Below are 19,128 nucleotides of genomic sequence, written 5' to 3' on the forward strand. Positions count from 1 at the left end.
GTGCGAATATGACGGCAGAAACTCCAGCGACGCCCGGTGGCCGGGACGCTCGCCTGGCCCACTTGATCGTCACCATTTTCGGCCTGTGCGCTCGCGCCGAGGGCAACTGGCTGCCCACCGCGTCGGTGGTCGCCCTGATGGCCGATCTCGGCGCGGAACCGCAGGCCGTCCGCTCGTCGGTCTCCCGGCTCAAGCGGCGCGGTGTGCTGCTGAGCGCACACCACCGCAAGGCGCCCGGCTACTCGCTGTCCGAGCCGACCCTCGAGGCCCTCGCCGAGGGTGATGTCCGAATCTTCCAGCACGCCAGGGCATCCGAGGAGGACGGCTGGGTGCTGGTGGTGTTCTCGGTGCCGGAAGCCGAGCGCGACAAGCGGTATGCCCTCCGGTCGAATCTGACCCGCCTCGGTTTCGGCACCGCCTCCCCGGGCGTGTGGATCGCGCCCGGCACCCTCGCCCGCGAGGCTCGGGACACCCTCGAACGCCGCGGCCTCGCCGACTACGTGGACATCTTCACCGGGCAGCACATCGCCTTCGGCGACCTGCGCGCCAAGATCCCGCAGTGGTGGAACCTGGACGAGCTCACCGACCTGTACACCGATTTCCTCCAGCACTACCGCCCGATGCTCTACCGCGCCGCCGTCGGCAAACCGACACCGCGCGAAGCCTTCGAGATCTACGTCCCGATGCTTCTCGGCGTCGATATCGATGTCGATCGCGGTCTCGGGCAGGTTGATACCGGCGATCCGGCCGTCGAACCGGTGCGCCAGGGCCTTCAGCAACTGCTGGAACCGTTGCTGGACAGCAGGATTCCACTGCATGGCCACCGCGCCGGTCGGGCCGGAGGTGGGCCCGTTGTCGTCGGTCTGCGCGGCAGTGCCGCCCGCGTATTCCGGATCGGTCAGCACATAGCTCGGCAGTCGTGCCGGCGGCTCGAAGAAACGGTCCTGAACCTGGACGAACAGCTTCTTGCCCAGTGCCCGCACCTGCCCCAGAACCTGCTCGACAGCCGAGAAGTCGTAGCTCCCCTTCGCCTTCTCCAACGCCGCCCACGCGACCACGACCTGCACCCCGTCGATATCGGGCCGCTTCAGCAGCGGCGCGGCGTCGGTGTCGAAATCGCCGAGGGAGGTGTAGAGGTAGTTCACCGCCCGAGCTCGCTCCGGCGCGGCCGTCACGCCGCCCCCGCAGGCAGCCACCCCCATGGCCGCAAGCGCGGTGACGCCAGCCGCGATGAGCCTGCGCCCTGTCGGCCGCGCGGCTCGCCGCGACCGGTGTGCACTCTCCGAATCGGTCTTTCCCATGCTCACCAATGTGGTCGGCGAGTATTGACGAAAAATGAGAATCGCGGCGAGCCAGGGGATGAGCCGCCTCGGGTTCGGCTACCCGCGGCGATCGGCAACGGTGCTCGACTCGGTGGCGTCGCCGGAACAGCTGTGTGGCACATGGGTATACGCCCACAGGGGGCGGATGTCGTCGACCGAGCGGGTTGGGCGGCCAGGCATTGCCGGCCGGTCAGTATGACGGGCCGTTCGGGATGCGGCCGGAAGGGAGTGGGCGTTCGGTAGGCGCGAGGGCCTTTGGCTCAGGCGTCGTCGATGCTGATGCCGTCGCGGGCGATTCTCTGGGTGCGCGGCGAGAAGAATGAAATCGGTCAAAGTAGCCGCGTTGCCCCCGAATCGTCGGATGAGCTGATGGCGTTCCGGATGCTGGAGTACATGGTGGCGATCTGGAATCGCTATCTGCGGCGTCATCCGCAGGCGCGTCGGCTGCCGGTGGTGATTCCGGTGGTGGTGCACTGCGATCCGGGTGGGCATCGCTGGAGCGCTCCCACCGATCTGTCCGATCCGTCCGATCTGCTGTGCGTGGGGCCGAAGCGGAGCGGTTGCGGGTGTGGGGTGCGCGGGTGTTGACCGCTTCGGCGTTGGACGAGGTATTCGCCGAGTAGCTCCCGGCGCCGGTCCCGCGGAGGGATCGTGCACGTTTCCGGTCCGACCCTGGCTGGTATCAGGTCGGTACTCCGTTCATGGTCGTGGCCTTGCGTGTTCACGGCGGCGAGGCGGTCCGAAGTCAAGGGGATTCGGGTCAAGGTTCGGTGTGGGTTATCCGCGGGGCGGATACCGGGGAACGGGTCTCCACCTCTGTGACGTGCGCGAACAGGCTGTTTCGGGATTGACCGGCGGGGGCGGGTTCCCAAACCTGGGTGCATGAACAAATCGCTCAGTTGCGCGGCGCTGGCTGCCATGTGCCTGTCGACCGTGGTCTGTTCGGTGTTCGGTTCGGGCGATGCTTCGGCCGAACCGCCGCCCGCCGGGTGCGGGTCCGACTACTCGGTGCCGCATCAGGTCACCGTCACCTGCGAGCCGGGTGCCGGGGTCGGGCAGCACGCCTGCATCCGATGCCGCGATCTCGGCGGCGTGCTGCACACCCGCATCGGGACCACCATCGGCACGAACGGCGGTTGGTCGCGAGCGGTGTGTGCCAGCGGTGAATCCGGTCCGGTCTAGTCCGGCGCGGACGCCCTACCCGCGAGCTCTGCGCTCAGCCTGCCCGGCCGGAATCCGGCCGTGCGCCTTGCCTCGGTGTTCGAGCGAAAGGCTCGGTCCCATGTCTGCAAACCAGGAACGCTCCAGGACGACCAAACGCGCTGCGCGTGAACGCAAGCGGAGCAAGCGTGGCCGCCGCGGCCTCTACGCGGCTGCTGGCGTTCATGCTGGCCGCCATGTGGGGCAACCGGCAGGCCCAATGGCTGTCCGGGGAGGAACGCACCGCCCAGACCCGGCAACGCGTCGAAGCCGACGCCCGCGAATGGGCCCGCCGCGCCAGCCTGCTGTACGCCGAGGCGCGGCTCGAGGACGCCTCGGCCTGGCTGGCGAACTCCGCCTCGCCGAATCGGATTGCGCGGCAATTCATCACCGAATCCCAGGTCCAGTCTCGGCGACGGCTCATCCGTCGCCGGGCGATCCTGTCCACCATCGCCTTCTGCGCTCTGTTGACGATGCTGCTGGCGGTCTCCGCGGCCCATGACCGTCGGACATCGGCCGGGCCCGCGCACCGAGAACTGTCGGGCGTCGCGGAAGGCCCTGGCGGAACGGCTCATTCGGTCGTCGAAAGTGGACCCGCCGTGAGCGGGCTCGTTGTTTCGAGCTGAGGTGTCAGCCCCACCAGAAGGCGGTCGCGATGATGACGTACAGGGTCACCAGGGCCGCGCCCTCGAGCCAGTTGGAGTCGCCGTCGAGGACCACCACGATGGTCACCACCACCGCGAGCAGCAGCGCGACCAGGAGCAGGGGCGGCAGCACCAGGGTGAAGGAGGCGCCCACCAGTGGCGACAGCAGCACAAGGGCGGGGGCGACCATCATGGCGATCTGGATGGGGCTCTGCAGGATCACCGACAGGGCGTGGTCGGGCTGGTTGCGGTGGGCCAGTTGGATGCCGACCACATTTTCGACCGCGTTGCCCGCAATGGCGACGATGACCAGACCGGCGAACGCCTGCGAGATGTGCAGCGAGTCCATGGCGGGGGTCAGCGCGGCGACGAACCAGTCGGACACGAAGGCCGCCGCGACACCGGTGACGGCGAGCATGGCACCTGCCACCCACAGCGGCCAGCGCGCCTGCTCGGCGGACCCGTCGGCCTCGGGAACTTCGGCGGCTGCGGCGTTTTCGGGCGCGGGACCCTCCTGCTTCTTCAGCGACGCCGGCAGCGACAGCGCGAACAACGCCAGCAGCAGGACCGAGACCACTATCGACAGACCGCGCTCGTGACCGGCGGCCGGGGTGTGCAACAGCGCGGTCAGCGCCGGAACCACCAGGGCCGCAACGGAAAGCGTCAGCATCAGCGAGAGCCTGCGGGCCGCGGCGGAGTCGAAGCGCTGCACGCCGTGGCGCACGCCGCCGGCGACGAAGGCCAAGCCGAGTACCAGCAGCACGTTGGCCAGGATCGAGCCGACGATGGTGGCCGTGGCGACCTCGTACAGTCCGCTCTTCAAGGCGAAAAGCACCACGAACAGCTCCGGCAGGTTCCCCAGCGCGCTCTGCACCACTCCGGTCGCGCCCGCTCCCAACCGTTCGCCGACCTGTTCGACGCTGCGGCCCACCAGGCTTGCCAGTAGTGCGAGTGCGGCGCCGGAAGCGATGAACGGCACCACCGTTCCGCCGACGTGTGCGTAGTTGGTGACCGCGGCTACCGCCATGAGCGTACCGGCCAGTCCGATGAGTCGCCCGTCCGAGCCCGAGAAAACCATGGGGATGATCATCCCCTGCCGCGACCGTTTGTGTCCGCCCCGGCGCGCGATGATTGGTGAGAATCGAGGGGTCGGCGGCTGGAATCGGTGCGATGTGTGGAGACAGCGGAATGTCAGGTCGAGATGACGACGGCGCGTGAGGTTCCCGATCCGTGGTCGGGTCATCGGGGCGCCGCGCATTGGGTCCCCTCACGCGGTGTGGCCAACGGGTTGTCCGGCCACGGCTGGGGAGTGCTCGCCGACCTGGACGAATCACAGATCTACCGGGTCCTTTTCGCGTTGACCGACGAGGGAATCGCGGCCTACGTGCTGCCGGTGCGCACCACGGTGCTCGAGCCCGGCGACCCGGATGTGGTGTGGCGGCTCTGGGTCGACCTCTCGCGGTTTCGCGCGGCGGAGGATCTGCTGATGGAATTGCTGCGTTACGGCCGTTCCCGGCGTTCGCCGCAACCCGCCCCGGGGCGCCGCCGCCGTCGGCGCGTGCCCCTGGTTCGCAAGTCGCGGTGAGAACCGGTCGATGATTCACCGGAATCCGTCGCCCCCCGGCGGAATCCACTCAGACGGCGACGGGCAGGTACCGGCCCGTATTGCGATGCGTGTCGTGGGCCCGGGTGAGCAGGCGGGTGAGGGCGTCGGCGACGCGCCCCGGCTGCTCCATGATCACCGAGTGGCCCGCGCCCTCGACCAGCACCAGATCCGAGTAGTCGACCGCGGCGGCCATGGCGATGGAATGCGTTGGCGGAGTGATCGAGTCGGTGGAGCCGCACAGGATCAGGGTCGGGATCGCGGAGAGGGTCGCGAGGGCGTCGGTGCGGTCGTAGGTCGTGAAGGCTTCGAGGAAGGCGGCCATGGTAACGATCGGTGTCTGGTTGTGCATGGCGTTGGCGAGGGTGAGCAGGCGGGGGCCGAACGTGTGGTCGCCGCGGCGGGCGCGGTGGACGATCGGCGCGAAGGCCCGCCCCGCCAGCAGCTTCGCGTGATGCATGCGGCCCGGGGCGTGGTGGACGGCGGCTCGGAACAGCGAGATGAGCGGGTGGCGCAGGAAGCGGCCGAGGCCGTCCTCGGTGAGGCTGCTGGCGGCGGTCGCGATGAGGCCGATACCCGTGATGCGCGAGCCGATCTCGTGCGGGTGGCGGCTGACGTAGGTGAGCACGCTCATGCCGCCCATCGAATGGCCGACCAGAATGACCGGTCCGGTGGGGGCCACGGCCTCGAGAACCGCGTGCAGGTCGTCGGCGAGCTGGGCGAGGGTGTAGGTGCGGCGATCCGCGAGGGCGGACCTGCCGTGGCCGCGGTGGTCGTAGCAGACGATCCGGGCGTCCGGGTATCGCTTCAGCAGTGCGCTGCGGACCGCGGTCCAGGATTCGCTGCGGCCGCAATGCCCGTGCGACAGCACGACCGTCAGCCGGGCCCGCCGGGGCCCGTGGATCCGGACCTCGAGCGCCACGCCGTCGGCAGTATGGACCGTGGACCTCGAGGACGCCGAGGCGGCGCGCGAGTGCGCCGAGGTGGCGAGGCTGCTCACGGTGGACATCGGCGCTCCGGTTCTGATCGGCGGGACGAGTCCAACTATTCGCCGCCCGATCCGCCGACAGCAGGTGCCCGTGGACTGGAGACCGCCTCCCAAGGTGGACGCAATTTCCACCAAGGTATTACCGACCGTCGCGGTATTACCGGTCGTCTTCGCGGTCTTCGGGAGATCGGAAGCCCGACAGCGTGGGATTCGGCCGATTCCGCCGGTAGCGGCCGTCCATCCAGAAGCTGATAGTGCCCCAGGCCCCGAGGCCGCCGAGTACCACGACGATGAGAACGATCACGGTGTCCATCGAAATCACGCTCCCCGCTCGGAAATCGTGACCAAGGCCCGGGAGTCCTCGGCGAGGACCGCGGCGCGCACATCCTTCATGAATCTCCGGTAGAGGACGTATCCGTTCATGGTCTTCGGTGAGATCGGGATGAACATGTAGGTCTGCTGGGTCGTCTTGTAGGTGTCTATGTGACTGCGGCCCGAGGATCCGGTGGCGGTGTCGTGGATGGTCACATGGAAGGTGAGCAACTCGTAGAAGCCGGCCATGCTGCGCACCGAGAAGTTCGTCCGGCCGCGGTCGGCGCCTTCGAAACGCACCGTGCCGAGCAGAGTCTTGGTGGAATCGCCGACGTGCTTGGTGATTTCGGCGAATCGATCTGCCGAGAGCCGAGTTTCGATCGAGAAGTGGGAATCCGCGTACTTGTGTTTGCGGGACATGGGAACTCCAAAGAGTATCAATTTCGTTAGCTGGTATGGCTGTCGCTCCTGGGAGCGGTTCGGCCGACTTTACGCGTGGTGGGTGAATTAGTCTGCGTTACCAGGTGATTCGGGAACTTTGGTCCCGGCCTTCACTGTTTTTCGCCGATATAGCCACCTAATAGCAGACCGTCCAGATCGGAAATGGGCGGTTATCGTTTGAACGGGAGTAGAACTCCGGCGCGGGTTCCCGGTCGGATATCGGCTGCTGCGTGGCGCACGAAGCGTTCGATCTGGTCGCCGGCGTCGATTCCGCGCTTTCGACGTTCGTCGGCGTCGTCGGCGCGATGGATACGGTCGGTGTCCTCGACGATCCGGGTGGCGATGATGCGCAGTTCCGGGTCGTCGGTGAGGACGTGCAGCAGGGCCAGTGCCTCGAAAAGCGTTGCCCGGCATTGATGCGACTCGCGCACGGCGGCCAGTGTCGCGCTGCTGCCGGGCGCTTCGGCCTGCCGATGCCAGCGGGTCAGCTCGCTGAGCCGGTAGCGGATGGCGGCGCCGGCGAATCTGCTGTACGCGTCCAGCCGCTCCTGCCGGTCGCGTTCGGCCCGCTGCAGGGCGGTCGCGCGGTCGGCGACGGCGCGCTGCATATAGAAGGTCAGCAGCGAACCGAGCAGGGTCGCCGCCACCCCGACGACGGTGGTCCACAGCGCGGTCATCGGCCCGCGAGCAGGTCGATCGACCCCTCGAACCCGGACGAATCCCGTTGGACCGTACCGGATTTCACAATCGACCTGCTCTGGGTGGGTGGACCGGGCGTAGGGTGCTCCACGAATCCTCGATTCGGCCTGTTCGTCACGACTTCGGATCAATGAGACAGTCCGGGGGACGTTGTGCGACCGATCCTCGGGCAGGTTCGGACAACGTCGTACGGCTCGGCACGATCGAATCCGGCTACCGTGGCGACGGGACGGAGGGAGGCGAGTGTGAGCCGGGCAGAACCGCGCGGAATCGCCGCACCCGATCCGCGCCGCATCACCACCCGGCGCGAGTTCGGGCGGGAATTGACGCTGGCCAGACGGCGCAGCGGGCTGACCGTCCGGCAGGTCGCCACCAGGGTCGGGCTACCGACCAGCACGCTCGGTGGCTACTTCGCGGGCTCACATCTCCCGGCGCTGCAACCGGCCGACCTGCTCGTCACCCTGCTCGCCGCGCTCGGCATCGATCGCGCCGAGGACGTGCGCCGGTGGGGTGAAGCCTACTGGCGTGTGCGCGAAGGGGCCACGGACGCAGCCGATTTCGACGATTCCAAGAATTCCGCGCGACTGCTGGTGTCCACCCGGCCCCCGGTGGACCGGCTCGCGGTCGAGCCCCGGGTGCGTGGGCGCGACACCCTGGTGCGAGCACTCGACGACCGCGTCGCCGCGGCGGCCGGGTGCGAGCAGTCGACCGCGGTGCACGTCCTGCAGGGCCTGGGCGGGTGCGGCAAGAGCATGGTCGCGCTGACCGTGGCCGAGCACGCCCAGGCCGCGGGCATCCCCGTCTTCTGGATCTCCGGGGACAGCACGGAGACGCTGGCCGCCGGAATGCACGCGCTGACGGTTCAACTCGGCGCGGCGGGCTATCTGTCCGAGGGCGGCAGCCCGCCCGACACCCTGTGGCGCTGTCTCGACGATCTGCTCGACCGCTGGTTGCTGGTGCTCGACAATGTCGACGATCCACAGCGGGTGCTGGCATTGCCGGGCGCGCGGATCGGTGACGGCACCGGCTGGCTGCGACCGGTCGAGGGCGGTCGCGGCACCGTCATCGTCACGACTCGCGATGGCGACCAGGCGATCTGGGGGGATCCGCTGCCGCCGTGGCTGCGGTTGCACCGGGTGGGCGGGCTGTCCGCGGCCGACGGCGCGCGGGTGCTGGCCGAGCTGGCCGGGGACGACGATGCCGCGGGCGGGGCGGAGCTGTCCGACCGGCTGGGCGGCCTGCCATTGGCGCTCATGCTGGTGGGCAGGTATCTGGCCGAAACGCGCCGCATTCCGAGCAGACTGGGCGCGTCCGCATTGCCGCGGACCTACGGAGAGTATCGGGACACCCTGCGGCACAGTGGTTATCGCACCCTCGTGCCCGAGCACGGCCGCGGCGACGAGCGTCTGGTGATCGGCCGCAGCTGGCGGCTGTCGCTGGATCTGCTCGCCCGCCGCGGCGTGCCGCAGGCCGGTGCGCTGCTGGGCACGCTGGCCTGTTTCGGCACCGAGCCGATCCCGTACGGTGAGCTGCTGCTGGCCGAAACCCTGTCGGGCACAACGCTGTTCGAGGGAATCACCGCGCGCGGTATCTGGCAGGCGCTGCGCGCGCTCGACGACCTCGGTCTGATCACCCTGCACGCGCCCGCCGAATCCGGCGAGCGCTGTTCGGAGTCGCTCGAACTGCATCCGCTGGTGCGGGACATGGCCCGCCACGACGCCGCGTCGAGCGAACCGGCGGTCGCCTACCTCGAGACCGGTACCGCGCTGCTGCACGCCGCCCTGCGCAACGCGCACCCGAAATCGCCCGAGGCGTGGCACAAATGGCGTTCGCTGCTGAGTCACGCCACCGCGCCGCTGGAGCTGCTGACGGTACTGCCGACGGCGACGGCGGCGGTCCGGGCGGCGCTGGAACTGGGTGGTGACGCGGCACAGTACCTGCGCGCCAGCGGATTGCGCGACCGCGCCGAAGCCACCTTCAGCGCGGTACTGCGACTGTCCGCCGACCGGCTCGCGGACACCGATCCACTGCGCCTGGACATCGAGCACAATTTCGCGCGCCTGCGCTACGACCAGGGCAGATACGCCGAGGCCGAGCAGCTCTACCGCACGGTGCTCGCGCGCCGCCGCGCGCGACTGGGCCATCGGCATCCCGACACCCTGGTCACCCAGCACTATCTCGCGCGCACCCTGCGCCGGTTGCGCGAGTTCGAGCAGGCCCGGACGCTGCTCGAGGAGACCTTCCGGATCCGGCTGGAGCTGCTGGGGGCGCGGCATCCCGACACGCTCACCAGCCGTCAGGGCATCGCCGACCTGCTGCGCGCGGAAGGCGAAGTGGCGCAGGCGGAGACGATCTACGCCGAGGTGCTCGCGGACCGGACCGAAGTGCTCGGACCCGATCACCCCGCTACCCTTTCGACCCGCCAGTATCGCGCGGAGCTGCTGCACGCGCGCGGCCACCTCGTCGAGGCCGAGGCCGAGCTGCGCCTGCTCCGGGCGGCGAATCAGCGGGTGCGCGGCGCGGATCATCCGCGCACCCTCGCCGTGGGTTCCACGCTCGCCGAGGTGCTGGTGGACCTCGGCCGGCCCGCCGACGCGGCGGAAGTGGCGGTCGTCGTCGCCGGCGCGACCCGGCGGCTCTTCGGCGCCGCGCACCCGGCCACCCTGGCGGCGCGCCGGAGACTGGCCCGCATCGAATCGGAAATCACCGGTGTCGCAACCGATTCCGGTGATTCATCGGCTCCACCCGCACACCGATGATCGGAGGTTACATGACGGAGCAGTATCGCGGAATCGACCCGGCGCTGTATCACGGCCTGGATCCCGAGGTGGCCGAGGTCCTGGCCACCTGGGCCGAGGTGCACCGGCGGCATTACACGCTCGACCGCTGGCTGGTGAACGGGCGAAGCCGCCAACCGGTGGCCGTGGTCTGCGAAACCGACAGCCACGCCGCCAGAACCATGATGCTGATACTGAAAGTGCTCTCACCGCAGAATGATTCGCTCGACGCCAATGAATTCTTCCGGCACCGGCAGGCGGAATCGGATCGGTCGGACTTCGCCGCCGCGCATCTGAGCACCTTCGTGCACGACGCCGTGTTCGTCCCGTCCGGCCGTCGCTGGATCACCTTTCAGGAGATCGCCGCGAAGGGGCTGGAGAACACCGAGGTGCTGACCGTGCTGCTGCGCCGGATGCTGAACCTGGCCGATCCGGCGGAGCTGCCGATCGGGCGCGAAATCGACTGTACGCATGAGGTGTTCACGGCCGCGTGCCGGATCATCGTGGCGGGAGTCCTGGGGGACTGGGCCCGGTCGCCGTTCATTCCGGAGAAGGTGACCTGGGACCTCCCCACGTTCTTCGAGCGGCACCTGTTCGATCAGCTGGAACCGAACGGTCGGCTCGAGGCGTGGGCGCGCGCGAACCAGGCGGACATGATCCGGTGCGACGGCGAATCGAGCCCGCTGCCCAATCCCTTCGCCGTGGCCCAGGGCCGCCTGCTCGCCGACGTCACGATCACTCCGTTGCTCGGCCGTAGCCACGGCGACCTGCACACCGACAATGCCCTGATCCGCGTCCGCCCCCGCGTCGACGTCACCGACTACTACCTCATCGACACCGCGCTCTACGAGGCCGTCGGACCGATCACCCGCGACCCCGCGCACCTGGTGCTCTACATCATCGCCCGGTCCATGGAAGCCATTGCCCCCGTACAGCAGAGCGCGCTGATCGAGCTGCTGCTCGACCCGATCGACGGGCCCGCCTACGCGGTGCCGACCTGGCTGGGCGAGCTCATCCGGGGCATCGACGCCGAAACCCGGGCCTGGAGTGAGCGCGGCAGCCTTGGGCAACGGTGGTCCGAGCAGAATTATCTGTCGCTGGCCGCCTGCGCGATGCTGTTCCTGGGCCGGACCTCGACCCGGGAGGCAGACAAACCGTGGTTTCTGCGGCTCGCGGCCCGCGCGGTCGCGAAGTTCGCCGAGCAGCGCCGCGTGCCACTGGACGGTTCGAGCACCGCGCAGGCCACCGCGATCCGGTCACAGGCTGTGCCGCAACCGAATTCACCGGGGCCCAGTGTGCCGACCCCTGCCGTCGCTCCCACCGAACCGCCGGTGCCCGCGGACGCGCCGCCGGAGGGTGAGGATGGCAGGGGGTCGCGCAAGAAGAAGGGCGCGACGTACGACGTCCGTGTGAAGGGTTCCAAGGGAGTGCAGATCGGTGACCACGGCCATCAAGTGAACAAGTGGTAAGAAAACTACTGCGGCCTGATTGCGATCGTGAACTGATATCTCGAGGGGCCTGTGGTGACGCATGGGCCGTCGAATCGTAACTTCGTGCTGGTTCCCCACGGGATGGTCACGGTTTGTCCGTCGCAACTCCAATCGGAGGAATCGGACTTGCCGTCGATCGTCCAACCTTGACGACAGCGAAGGGTCACCGGTTGCCCGAATCGGTCCGGCAACGTGCAATCCCACGTGAAATTCGATCCATGGATGTTCTCGTCGCGGTGGAAGGCGAAGCCTGCCGGGGTTCGCTGCATTGTTCCGACGACAGAATTGGGACGGCCTGTGGTTGTTTCGTCCGATATGTTTTCCAAGACCCACATTCCGGAAAGATCCAGGGGCGAGGCGGGTGTGTTGGTGGTTCGGGGCGTGCCGGGTTCCGTCGACGTCGTGGGTGCGGGTGTCACCGGTGTGATCGGCGGCGGCGTGCTGGTGCTCGCCCAGCCCGCGTGGTCGACATCGCCGCCCCCGGTGGTTCCGACCGGCCGCTCGAACGGCTGCCCGGTCACGATGTCCACCAACACGATCAGTGTCAACGGCGATGGGCTCGGTGATACCGCCCCCACTCGCTTGGCCTCGAAGCCCTGCCACGGCGAGCCGAGGAATTTCGGCGTATGCGGCAGCGCGGTCGGCAAGGTCAGCGGCGACCCGCTGAGACTGCGGAACCGCAGCACCCCGTGCACGTCCACGAGCACCGCCGTCCCCGCTTGCAGAATCGATTGGTGCGCGACCGCCCGGCCGTCCACCAGCCCGTAATTCGTGACCCGCAGGTCGATGCGCAGCAATACCGGGGTCAGTTCCCGCAGATACCGCACCAGATCCGGCCCCGCGAGGTGCTGCCCGCCCGACCATGTGAAGCTGGAGTCCGACTCGAGAACTTTTGCCGCACTGTTCGATTCGCCCGGATGCGCGGTGTAGAACGCGATCATGTCGTCCCGGTCGGTCAGCGCCCGATCGCGCGGCGCGCCGTACAACCCGGGCAGATCCCCGGAATACGGTTTGGCGGCGGCCGACCCGCCGACGCTCGGCAGGTCGGCCACCACCGGGTTGGTCTCCGGCCGGTACACCGTCGGCGGCGTCGGCATGAACGGATTGCCGCCGGGCTGGTCGCCGGGTTCGAGCAGCACCTCCGGCGGGCCGAGCGATTCGGTCTTGGAAGTCAGCGCGACGGACGCCGCGAACACGCTGGAGGCCGCGAGCACCACCACGATGACGGCGGCGAACAGACCCAGGCGGGTCAGGCGCAGGGCGGCGTCCTGATCGCGGTGGAAGAGATTGAATTGGATTCCCGCGCCGACGAGGATGCCCTCGGAACGTTTGACGTCCGCGGCGTAGGTGGGTTCCGGGCCGGAGCCCCGCGGATCGGAATTCTTGCTCACCTGGGTGTCCCGGTCGGTCGATGCGGACCCGATGATGTTGCGCGAGCAGGCGATCAGCGCGACGGGCCGGGGGAGCTCCCGCACAGCACGCGGGGGCGTCCCCACGCGTTGGTGGCATCCTGCAGGTGCCGGGTGTCATAGAGCGTCAACCGGATCACCCCCGAAATGTCCACATGCACATCGACGGCGGGATCGTTGGGGCCCACCGCGGTCGAGTAGAGCTCCCGGTCGTCGCCGATCACCACGAACTGTCCGGTGCCGCCGCCCGCCGAATCGGTGTTCTTGCCCACCGACGCCTCGAAAGCGGTGCACTGGCCCCCGATCGCCCACACCGCCTTGTCGTTCTGGTCGGTGGCACTGGACTGGTAGCCGCCGACGATCCCGGCGGGATACGGGGCCGCGCCGATCCGCACCGGGTCGAAGGGGGTGAAACCGTTGTTCCAGATGACGGCGCTCAATTTCGACAGGTTGTACCAGATCGGGGCGGTGGGGTTCCTGGTCGTCGTCACCGCGCTCGTCGTGGTGGACGGTACGACCTCCGAAACGGGTTGTCGCGATTCGGTTTTCCCGGCTTCCGGCGTTTCGCTCCCGCGCTTGCCCCACGTCACGAAGGTGACGACCGCGATGGCGAGCACCAGCACCGCGACGAACACGCCCGCCGTCCTGCTCATGCCGTAGAAGTGATTGACCTGCGTGCCGTCCTCGCCGATGAGTTGACCCCGGCCGCGATTCGCACGGGCCCGATATTCCCGTTTCCCCGGTTTCCGGGAGGGGTCGCGCGGGTCGGAATTCATGCTCACTTCGAACGCCCATTCACATTTCGGCCGTCAAGGATTCGATCAGTACGCATGGCGCGAACGGGTCCGCTACCGCTCAGGATTATTGCCCGCTACCGGTCGTCGCGGGACCGAAACCCGATCCCGTGACCTGATTTCCGAATACGACGTTGTCCGGGGCCGTCCGAATCGCCGCGGTGCGACCGGGCCGGGTCCGCGGCGACCGCGCGGGCGGGCGTCAGCCGATCGTGTAGGCGGGGACGAAGGTGCACGGCGGAGTGACCGGGTGGTCGGGGTCGAGTGCGTTGGCGACCATTGCCACGGCGGTGCGGGAGTACGGCTGGGCGAAATGCTGCGAGAAGTCGAGCGGACAGACGTCGTTGATATAGCGGGTGGTGGCATTGGCGGCGCCGGCCGGGGGTGCCATGCCGCCGAGCAGGCCGACCTCGTCGGCGACATCGGTGATCAGGGTGTAGTCGATATCCGGTTGCAGCGCTTGGACCTTGCCCCAGACCCAGGGGTCGGCGAAGTTCAGGTAGAGGGGCGCGACGCGGCCGTTGTAGAGGATCGTCTGATACAGCTGTTCGGGGATGACGTCGCGGGCCAGGGCGGTGACATCCACCGGGAAACCGGTGGGCCGGTAGGGGGAGGAGAGCAGGACCATGCGGGAGACCTTCCCGGCGCCGCCCGATTCGTTGACGTAGTAACGGTTCACGACACCGCCCTGGGAGTGGCCGACGAGTTGCACCCGCGTCGCACCGGTGGCGGCGAGGACGCGGTCCACCAGGCCGCTGACCTGTTGCGCGGAGGTCGGTATCGGATCCATGCCGTCCAATCCTGTTGGGATGCGGTGGATCTGGCGTCCGTAGTCGACGGTGAAGACGCAGAAGCCCAGGTTGTGCAGGTACGGCGCGAGGGCCGTCCAGTTGACCGCGGCGGACAGGAAGGTCGATCCGGTCAGCACCACGGGATCCGGGTGTTCGGGAGAGGGGCGGCAACCGAAGTCGTTCGCGCCCGGAACCGGACTGTCCCAGCCTGTTACGGCCACACGCGCCATCTCGCCGTTCCCGTAGGGGACCGGCAACGGGTCGGCGGTTGCGGGCGCAACCGCTCCGGTGAGTGTCAAGATGCTGTTTGCGGCGATAGTCGCGGCCCATATCGAAGACCTCATCGTCGTTCGACCTCCCGCATTCCATCTGTCTGAGTCGGATGGAGTCCGACGGTACAGACGGAGTCGAGGGGACGACATTGGCAAACCGCCAGAGAATTTCAGCGGCTTTGGTGTCGATGAACAACGCGCGGCATCGGGTCAGGCTCGGGTCCAGCCCTGCTGAAGGAACAGCGGGATGTACTCGGACGGGACGAACAGGCGATCCTCCGGGAGCGGGATGTCGATATAGCGATGGGGTGCAAGCAGTTTGCCGTCACCGGCGGCCAGATCGATGACCCAGCGGTCGGGGCTGCTGCGCACCACCTGCCCGGCCTGCTTCGTGACCCGGCCCAGGTAGCGCAGTTCGAAGGGCAGCAGGGTCAAGGGGTCGGCAGCCTCGCACACTCCGAGATGCGCGGCGCGTGCGGCCTTGACCGACTGTCGGGCGGCGTCCAGGCGGGGATCGGTGATCGGTTGTCCGGGAACGGGAACCGCGGCGGTCAGGGCCGGTTGTTTGCGGAAGGGGTCGATATTGGGCCAGATGAAGTACGGGGTGGCCAGGCCCTCGGACATCAGGCGTTCGTTGTAGGTCGGCGGATGCGGCTGCCCCGGCGGGGTGTCGACATTGAGGTAGCACAGGAAGCGCCCGTAGCGGTCGATGACATCGGTGGCGAAGGCGAGGAAGAAGCGGAAGGCGTCGAGGGTCTCGCCGCGATCGGTGCGATCCTTGTCGACCATGCCCTCGAGCGCCGTCGCCGCGGCCTGCGCGTGCCGGGCGTGATTGGCCGCGCAGGCCGGGCCGAGCCGGGTTTGCAGATCGGCTTGCAGGGCCGCGGGCCGCGGCGGGTCGAAGGGCGGTGTGCCCGCGGCGAACGGGTCGGTCAGGAAGGCCGCCCACTGCGGTGAGGCGATGGCGCGGAAGGTGTCCGGCGCGTCCGGGAGGGTGAAGCTGACTTCGGGCGCGTCCATCCCGAGCAGGCGGGTGCTGATATTGCCGACCGGATCGACGGCCACCGTGTCGCCGTCGTGCACGGCCTGGGCGACGGTATCGGGTTGCCCGCCCGGTGTGCGCGCGAGCCCCGCGTGCGCGACGGTGATTCCGCTCTTGGTCTGTTCGACTGCCTTGGACATGATGTTCTCCAGATTTCGCGGCGGTACTTCGAACACATCATCGCATGATACCGATCGGCTATAACGATTGCTCGGATACTCGTTTCCCGGGGCCGCCGTAGCCTGGGGCGGGTGACGGACAACCAGCTCGGCGAATTCCTGCGTGCGCGGCGGGCCGCGGTGCGCCCGCAGGACGTGGGGCTGGTCTCCTACGGTCGGCGCCGGGTCGCGGGGTTGCGGCGGGAGGAGGTGGCCCAGGCGGCGGGGATCAATGCCGATTACTACACCCGGCTGGAACAGGGGCGGGAGCGGAATCCCTCGGCGCAGGTGCTCGAGGCGCTGAGCCGGGTGTTGCTGGTGTCGGGGGCGTTGCGGGATCACCTGTTCCGGCTGGCGGGTGTCGCACCCCTCACGCGGGCGGTCGAGACGGTGGATCCGCTGCTGCGGCGGATGCTCGAGAATCATGTGGCCGCAACGGCATTGGTGTTGAGTCCGGCGATGGATGTGCTGGCCGCCAACGCCATGGCGGAGGCGTTCTTCTCGCCGTACCCGCGGCTCGACAATCTGGCGCGGATGACATTCCTCGAGCCGGTCAGCCGGGAGTTCTGCCTCGACTGGACCTGGACGTGCCAGGCCATGGTGGCGGGGTTCCGGCAGGCCGGGGCGCTGTATCCGGACCATCCGCGGCTGCGCGGTGTGATCGATGAACTGCTCACGGCCAGTGTCGAATTCGCCGAGCTGTGGCACTCGTACACGCTGTGCGTGGCGACCGCGGAGCCCCGGGGCTTCGTTCATCCCGAGATCGGGCCGCTGCGGCTGACCTATCAGTCCTTCGACGTGCGCGGCGCGGCCGGACAGCGGTTGATGCTGTATCAGCCCGAGCCCGGATCCAGTGCCGAGGCGCTGGCCCGCCTGGCCGAGGTCGCCTGAGCGAAGGTGCCGCGTGCCTGGGTGTCCCACACCCAGGCACCGGGGCGGCGGCCGTACCTACCATGCATGGGTCCGTGCGAGCCCGGCTCGCGACAACCATCCCGTCCTGCAGGAGAGCTCGTGCCGAATCCGCGGTCGTCGGTCGATCCACGCCCCCGCAACCACTTTCGGCGGCGCGGCTTCGCCTCCACGTGTGCCGCCGCGCTGGCGCTGACGGCGATCGGCGTCGCCGCACCCGCGCACGCCGAACCGGCTTCCTGCGCGGCCACCGCCACCACGGTGGCCACCGCGGCTTTCCCATTCCTGGACTGGGCCGAGAACCTCGGCTACGACGCCGACGGCAACCTGTGGGTGTCGCGGCTGTATCGAAACGAGGTGCAGCGCTACGACAGCGTGGGCCGGGTCACCGCGACCGTGCCCGTCACCTCACCCGGCGCGATCCGCCTCGGCCCCGACGGCTTGCTCTATGTCGTCTACGGCGACAACTCGCTGAACATGCTGCCCGGCACCCATGACAGCGGCGTGGTGCGCTTCGATCCGGCCGCACCCGCCGCGGTGCCCGAGGTCTTCGTGCGTGGTCTCGGCATGGCCAACGGGGCCGGTTTCGACGCGGCGGGCAACCTCTACATCGCCGACACCGCCTCCGGTGTGGTCCGCGTCCGGCCGGACGCCACCATCGACACCGACTGGACGGCGCAGGCAAAGCTGTTCGGGCTCAACGGTATCGCTGTCGTGGGAGACTCTGTCTACGTCACGGTCTACCTGAGCGCCGATGGGCAGGTCGTGCGCATCCCGATCAACGCTCCCGCCCGCCGGACCACGGCGGCGAGACTGGGCCTGGCCGATGACCTCGCCGTCGGTCCTGACAGATTTCTTTATGTCGCAACGACTTCGGGCAGTCTCGTCCGGATCGACCCGGCAAGCGATCGCACCTGCACCGTGCTCACCGTCGGTCCACTCGCGGCGGTCGCCGTGGTTCCCGGGACCGGCCGCGACCTGATGGTCGCCACCGGCGGCGGCGATCTGCTCCGCGTCCGCCTCAGCGAATGACGTTGGTGAGGGCCTCGTAGGTGCTGAGTCGGTTGCCGTCGATGGGCGACGGTGATTCGCACTGTGCAACAAGCAAATTCGATGGTCACGCGGGTCGCGTGGTTGGCCAGCCGCGCCGCCGCCCCGGCTTCGTAGCCCCAATCCAGGCAGCCTGGATCGATTGTCGAAAACAGCGACTTATCAGCACTGTTGGTTGCGATGCCGGTGTCCGTCGCATATCGGTGATAGCGTTCGAGCCGTAGGCGGACGCACACTCCAAGGTTGATTGGTGGCCGTCGGACTCGAAGTCTTCCCTGTCTGGTCGTCCAGCAGAACTTTGTGCAACCCCGAGGACCTCCTCTGGTTGCTGTACGGGTTCAAGCACGCGATATGTCCCCCCTCGCGCCACCGTCTCTCGCGGGTGGTCTGCGGTCGCAGATGGTGTTGCTTTTCAGGGGATTTCGCGTCTTGTCCCGTTCTGACCATCGTTATCCCGGAAGGAACTGCCATGTTCGGAAGTAGGTCGCACGGTCTGCTACCCCACCTCAGTCACGTGCCCACTGGGTTGGTGCCACAGGTGGGCCACGTGCCCGTCGGTCTTGCCTCGCTACCCGGCCGGGTGCGGCTCGGCGACCCAAATATTTCGAATATCCCCATGGACCCGATACCGACGACGATGCCGCACATCGCCGCTACGTTGACCACCCTGCCGACACAGAATACCGCCGTTGACACGAGGCACTGGACAAATACGGTCCGCAGATGCAGGCCTGGGCCAGGGAGGCGGTCAAATACGGAAACGAGGCAGGTGTCGATCCAGAGTTGGTGCTTGCCATGGCCCTTCAGGAGGGTGCGCCGCTGCGCCTCGGTCTGGAGGGTAGCCCCGGCGAGAAGAACAACCTTTACACAGCCCTGGATGATCCGTCCACCTTCAAGTCGCGCATCAACCCGAATGGCGCTGAGGCGGGGCTTATTTGGGATCAAGCCCGCTATAACGCGTCTCAACTCGGTATCGACAAGTCCACCTGGGACAAGGTGAAAGGTGGCCATTTCTTGACCGTGTTTCAGGATGACCCGGGTAACTCTCTTGGTCTGACCAATATGAAGAAGGACCAGTTCGACGAGGTGAGAGACAGATATTCGCAGTTGCATGGGTATGAATACAAGCTCGACTTTCGCATTTTTCGGCGTTGGTCGCGGTGACCAGGCGGGTCCGTGCGGTGAGGTGGCGGGGGCCCAGGTTGCGGCGTAACGGCGTGTTGCGCA

General features: G+C 68.0%; 19 protein-coding genes. 10 read left to right on the forward strand and 9 right to left on the reverse strand.

All coding sequences use genetic code 11. The features are described 5' to 3' along the window. The first annotated feature begins 8 nt into the window (after nt 1-8). From NS2_RS37575 to NS2_RS17655, 4 genes are all read left to right on the forward strand, one after another. The gene (locus NS2_RS37575) at nt 9-1,565 is read left to right on the forward strand and encodes a PaaX family transcriptional regulator C-terminal domain-containing protein (protein ID WP_081986006.1); all 1,557 of its coding nucleotides are present in this window, start codon (nt 9-11) and stop codon (nt 1,563-1,565) included. A gap of 30 nt (nt 1,566-1,595) precedes the next feature. Then, nucleotides 1,596-1,910: an Rpn family recombination-promoting nuclease/putative transposase gene (locus tag NS2_RS17645; RefSeq protein ID WP_033088543.1), complete on the forward strand. Its 315-nt coding sequence runs from the start codon at nt 1,596-1,598 to the stop codon at nt 1,908-1,910. 294 nt (nt 1,911-2,204) lie between these two features. Continuing rightward, nucleotides 2,205-2,504, forward strand: a complete 300-nt coding sequence (locus NS2_RS17650; RefSeq protein WP_071344357.1) for a hypothetical protein — start codon at nt 2,205-2,207, stop codon at nt 2,502-2,504. A 167-nt stretch (nt 2,505-2,671) separates the two neighbouring features. Further along, nucleotides 2,672-3,148 carry a hypothetical protein gene (locus tag NS2_RS17655; protein WP_033088541.1) on the forward strand — a complete coding sequence of 159 codons (477 nt, stop codon included), beginning with the start codon at nt 2,672-2,674 and terminating at the stop codon, nt 3,146-3,148. Between the two features lie 4 nt (nt 3,149-3,152). On the opposite strand, the gene cax is transcribed toward NS2_RS17655, so the two are convergent. Further along, nucleotides 3,153-4,244, reverse strand: a complete 1,092-nt coding sequence (gene cax / locus NS2_RS17660; RefSeq protein WP_033088564.1) for a calcium/proton exchanger — start codon at nt 4,242-4,244, stop codon at nt 3,153-3,155. A gap of 198 nt (nt 4,245-4,442) precedes the next feature. Here cax and NS2_RS17665 point away from each other — a divergent pair, with 198 nt between their 5' ends. Next, the gene (locus tag NS2_RS17665; protein WP_052086583.1) at nt 4,443-4,751 is read left to right on the forward strand and encodes a hypothetical protein; all 309 of its coding nucleotides are present in this window, start codon (nt 4,443-4,445) and stop codon (nt 4,749-4,751) included. A 49-nt stretch (nt 4,752-4,800) separates the two neighbouring features. Here the strand turns inward: NS2_RS17665 and NS2_RS17670 are convergent, their stop codons facing one another. From NS2_RS17670 to kilB, 4 genes are all read right to left on the reverse strand, one after another. Beyond that, nucleotides 4,801-5,778 carry an alpha/beta fold hydrolase gene (locus NS2_RS17670; RefSeq protein WP_033088540.1) on the reverse strand — a complete coding sequence of 326 codons (978 nt, stop codon included), beginning with the start codon at nt 5,776-5,778 and terminating at the stop codon, nt 4,801-4,803. A gap of 136 nt (nt 5,779-5,914) precedes the next feature. Then, a complete protein-coding gene (locus tag NS2_RS36100; protein WP_155239751.1) occupies nt 5,915-6,070 on the reverse strand; it encodes a hypothetical protein in 156 nt (51 codons plus the stop codon). 5 nt (nt 6,071-6,075) lie between these two features. Next, nucleotides 6,076-6,489, reverse strand: a complete 414-nt coding sequence (locus tag NS2_RS17675) for a hypothetical protein (RefSeq protein WP_033088539.1) — start codon at nt 6,487-6,489, stop codon at nt 6,076-6,078. A gap of 191 nt (nt 6,490-6,680) precedes the next feature. Then, nucleotides 6,681-7,187 (reverse strand): plasmid transfer protein KilB, encoded by a 507-nt coding sequence (gene kilB, locus NS2_RS17680; protein WP_052086582.1) that lies wholly within the window; start codon nt 7,185-7,187, stop codon nt 6,681-6,683. A 267-nt stretch (nt 7,188-7,454) separates the two neighbouring features. On the opposite strand from kilB, the gene NS2_RS17685 reads away from it, so the two are divergent. After that, the gene (locus tag NS2_RS17685) at nt 7,455-9,968 is read left to right on the forward strand and encodes a tetratricopeptide repeat protein (RefSeq protein WP_071344356.1); all 2,514 of its coding nucleotides are present in this window, start codon (nt 7,455-7,457) and stop codon (nt 9,966-9,968) included. Nucleotides 9,969-9,979: 11 nt separating this feature from the next. Beyond that, nucleotides 9,980-11,455, forward strand: a complete 1,476-nt coding sequence (locus NS2_RS17690) for a hypothetical protein (RefSeq protein ID WP_071344355.1) — start codon at nt 9,980-9,982, stop codon at nt 11,453-11,455. Between the two features lie 5 nt (nt 11,456-11,460). Here the strand turns inward: NS2_RS17690 and NS2_RS17695 are convergent, their stop codons facing one another. The 4 genes from NS2_RS17695 to NS2_RS17710 form a co-directional block, all read right to left on the reverse strand. Then, nucleotides 11,461-12,867: a DUF6777 domain-containing protein gene (locus NS2_RS17695; protein ID WP_147207217.1), complete on the reverse strand. Its 1,407-nt coding sequence runs from the start codon at nt 12,865-12,867 to the stop codon at nt 11,461-11,463. A gap of 53 nt (nt 12,868-12,920) precedes the next feature. Then, nucleotides 12,921-13,661, reverse strand: coding sequence for an NPCBM/NEW2 domain-containing protein (locus NS2_RS17700; protein WP_062614341.1), 741 nt, complete (start codon nt 13,659-13,661; stop codon nt 12,921-12,923). A gap of 220 nt (nt 13,662-13,881) precedes the next feature. Then, entirely contained in the window at nt 13,882-14,769 is an 888-nt protein-coding gene (locus tag NS2_RS17705; RefSeq protein ID WP_071811747.1) for an esterase/lipase family protein, read from the reverse strand. A 183-nt stretch (nt 14,770-14,952) separates the two neighbouring features. Beyond that, the gene (locus NS2_RS17710) at nt 14,953-15,924 is read right to left on the reverse strand and encodes a hypothetical protein (RefSeq protein WP_147207218.1); all 972 of its coding nucleotides are present in this window, start codon (nt 15,922-15,924) and stop codon (nt 14,953-14,955) included. 111 nt (nt 15,925-16,035) lie between these two features. Here NS2_RS17710 and NS2_RS17715 point away from each other — a divergent pair, with 111 nt between their 5' ends. The 3 genes from NS2_RS17715 to NS2_RS17725 all read left to right on the forward strand — a co-directional run bounded on the left by NS2_RS17715 (nt 16,036) and on the right by NS2_RS17725 (nt 19,065). Then, nucleotides 16,036-16,833: a helix-turn-helix transcriptional regulator gene (locus NS2_RS17715; protein WP_147207219.1), complete on the forward strand. Its 798-nt coding sequence runs from the start codon at nt 16,036-16,038 to the stop codon at nt 16,831-16,833. A 120-nt stretch (nt 16,834-16,953) separates the two neighbouring features. After that, a complete protein-coding gene (locus tag NS2_RS17720) occupies nt 16,954-17,883 on the forward strand; it encodes an SMP-30/gluconolactonase/LRE family protein (protein WP_052486686.1) in 930 nt (309 codons plus the stop codon). Nucleotides 17,884-18,624: 741 nt separating this feature from the next. Next, nucleotides 18,625-19,065: a hypothetical protein gene (locus NS2_RS17725; RefSeq protein ID WP_033088533.1), complete on the forward strand. Its 441-nt coding sequence runs from the start codon at nt 18,625-18,627 to the stop codon at nt 19,063-19,065. Nucleotides 19,066-19,128: the final 63 nt, after the last annotated feature.

The organism is Nocardia seriolae NBRC 15557 (assembly GCF_007990715.1).
GTDB classification, from domain to species: Bacteria; Actinomycetota; Actinomycetes; order Mycobacteriales; family Mycobacteriaceae; genus Nocardia; species Nocardia seriolae.

What these genes read in the sequence shown, in the direction of transcription:
- cax (WP_033088564.1), bottom strand. Translation starts at nt 4,244, where the DNA reads ATGGTTTTCTCGGGCTCGGACGGGCGACTCATCGGACTGGCCGGTACG.
- NS2_RS17650 (WP_071344357.1), top strand. Translation starts at nt 2,205, where the DNA reads ATGAACAAATCGCTCAGTTGCGCGGCGCTGGCTGCCATGTGCCTGTCG.
- NS2_RS17710 (WP_147207218.1), bottom strand. Translation starts at nt 15,924, where the DNA reads ATGTCCAAGGCAGTCGAACAGACCAAGAGCGGAATCACCGTCGCGCAC.
- NS2_RS17690 (WP_071344355.1), top strand. Translation starts at nt 9,980, where the DNA reads ATGACGGAGCAGTATCGCGGAATCGACCCGGCGCTGTATCACGGCCTG.
- NS2_RS37575 (WP_081986006.1), top strand. Translation starts at nt 9, where the DNA reads ATGACGGCAGAAACTCCAGCGACGCCCGGTGGCCGGGACGCTCGCCTG.
- NS2_RS17725 (WP_033088533.1), top strand. Translation starts at nt 18,625, where the DNA reads ATGCAGGCCTGGGCCAGGGAGGCGGTCAAATACGGAAACGAGGCAGGT.
- kilB (WP_052086582.1), bottom strand. Translation starts at nt 7,187, where the DNA reads ATGACCGCGCTGTGGACCACCGTCGTCGGGGTGGCGGCGACCCTGCTC.
- NS2_RS17675 (WP_033088539.1), bottom strand. Translation starts at nt 6,489, where the DNA reads ATGTCCCGCAAACACAAGTACGCGGATTCCCACTTCTCGATCGAAACT.
- NS2_RS17700 (WP_062614341.1), bottom strand. Translation starts at nt 13,661, where the DNA reads ATGAATTCCGACCCGCGCGACCCCTCCCGGAAACCGGGGAAACGGGAA.
- NS2_RS36100 (WP_155239751.1), bottom strand. Translation starts at nt 6,070, where the DNA reads ATGGACACCGTGATCGTTCTCATCGTCGTGGTACTCGGCGGCCTCGGG.
- NS2_RS17670 (WP_033088540.1), bottom strand. Translation starts at nt 5,778, where the DNA reads ATGTCCACCGTGAGCAGCCTCGCCACCTCGGCGCACTCGCGCGCCGCC.
- NS2_RS17645 (WP_033088543.1), top strand. Translation starts at nt 1,596, where the DNA reads ATGCTGATGCCGTCGCGGGCGATTCTCTGGGTGCGCGGCGAGAAGAAT.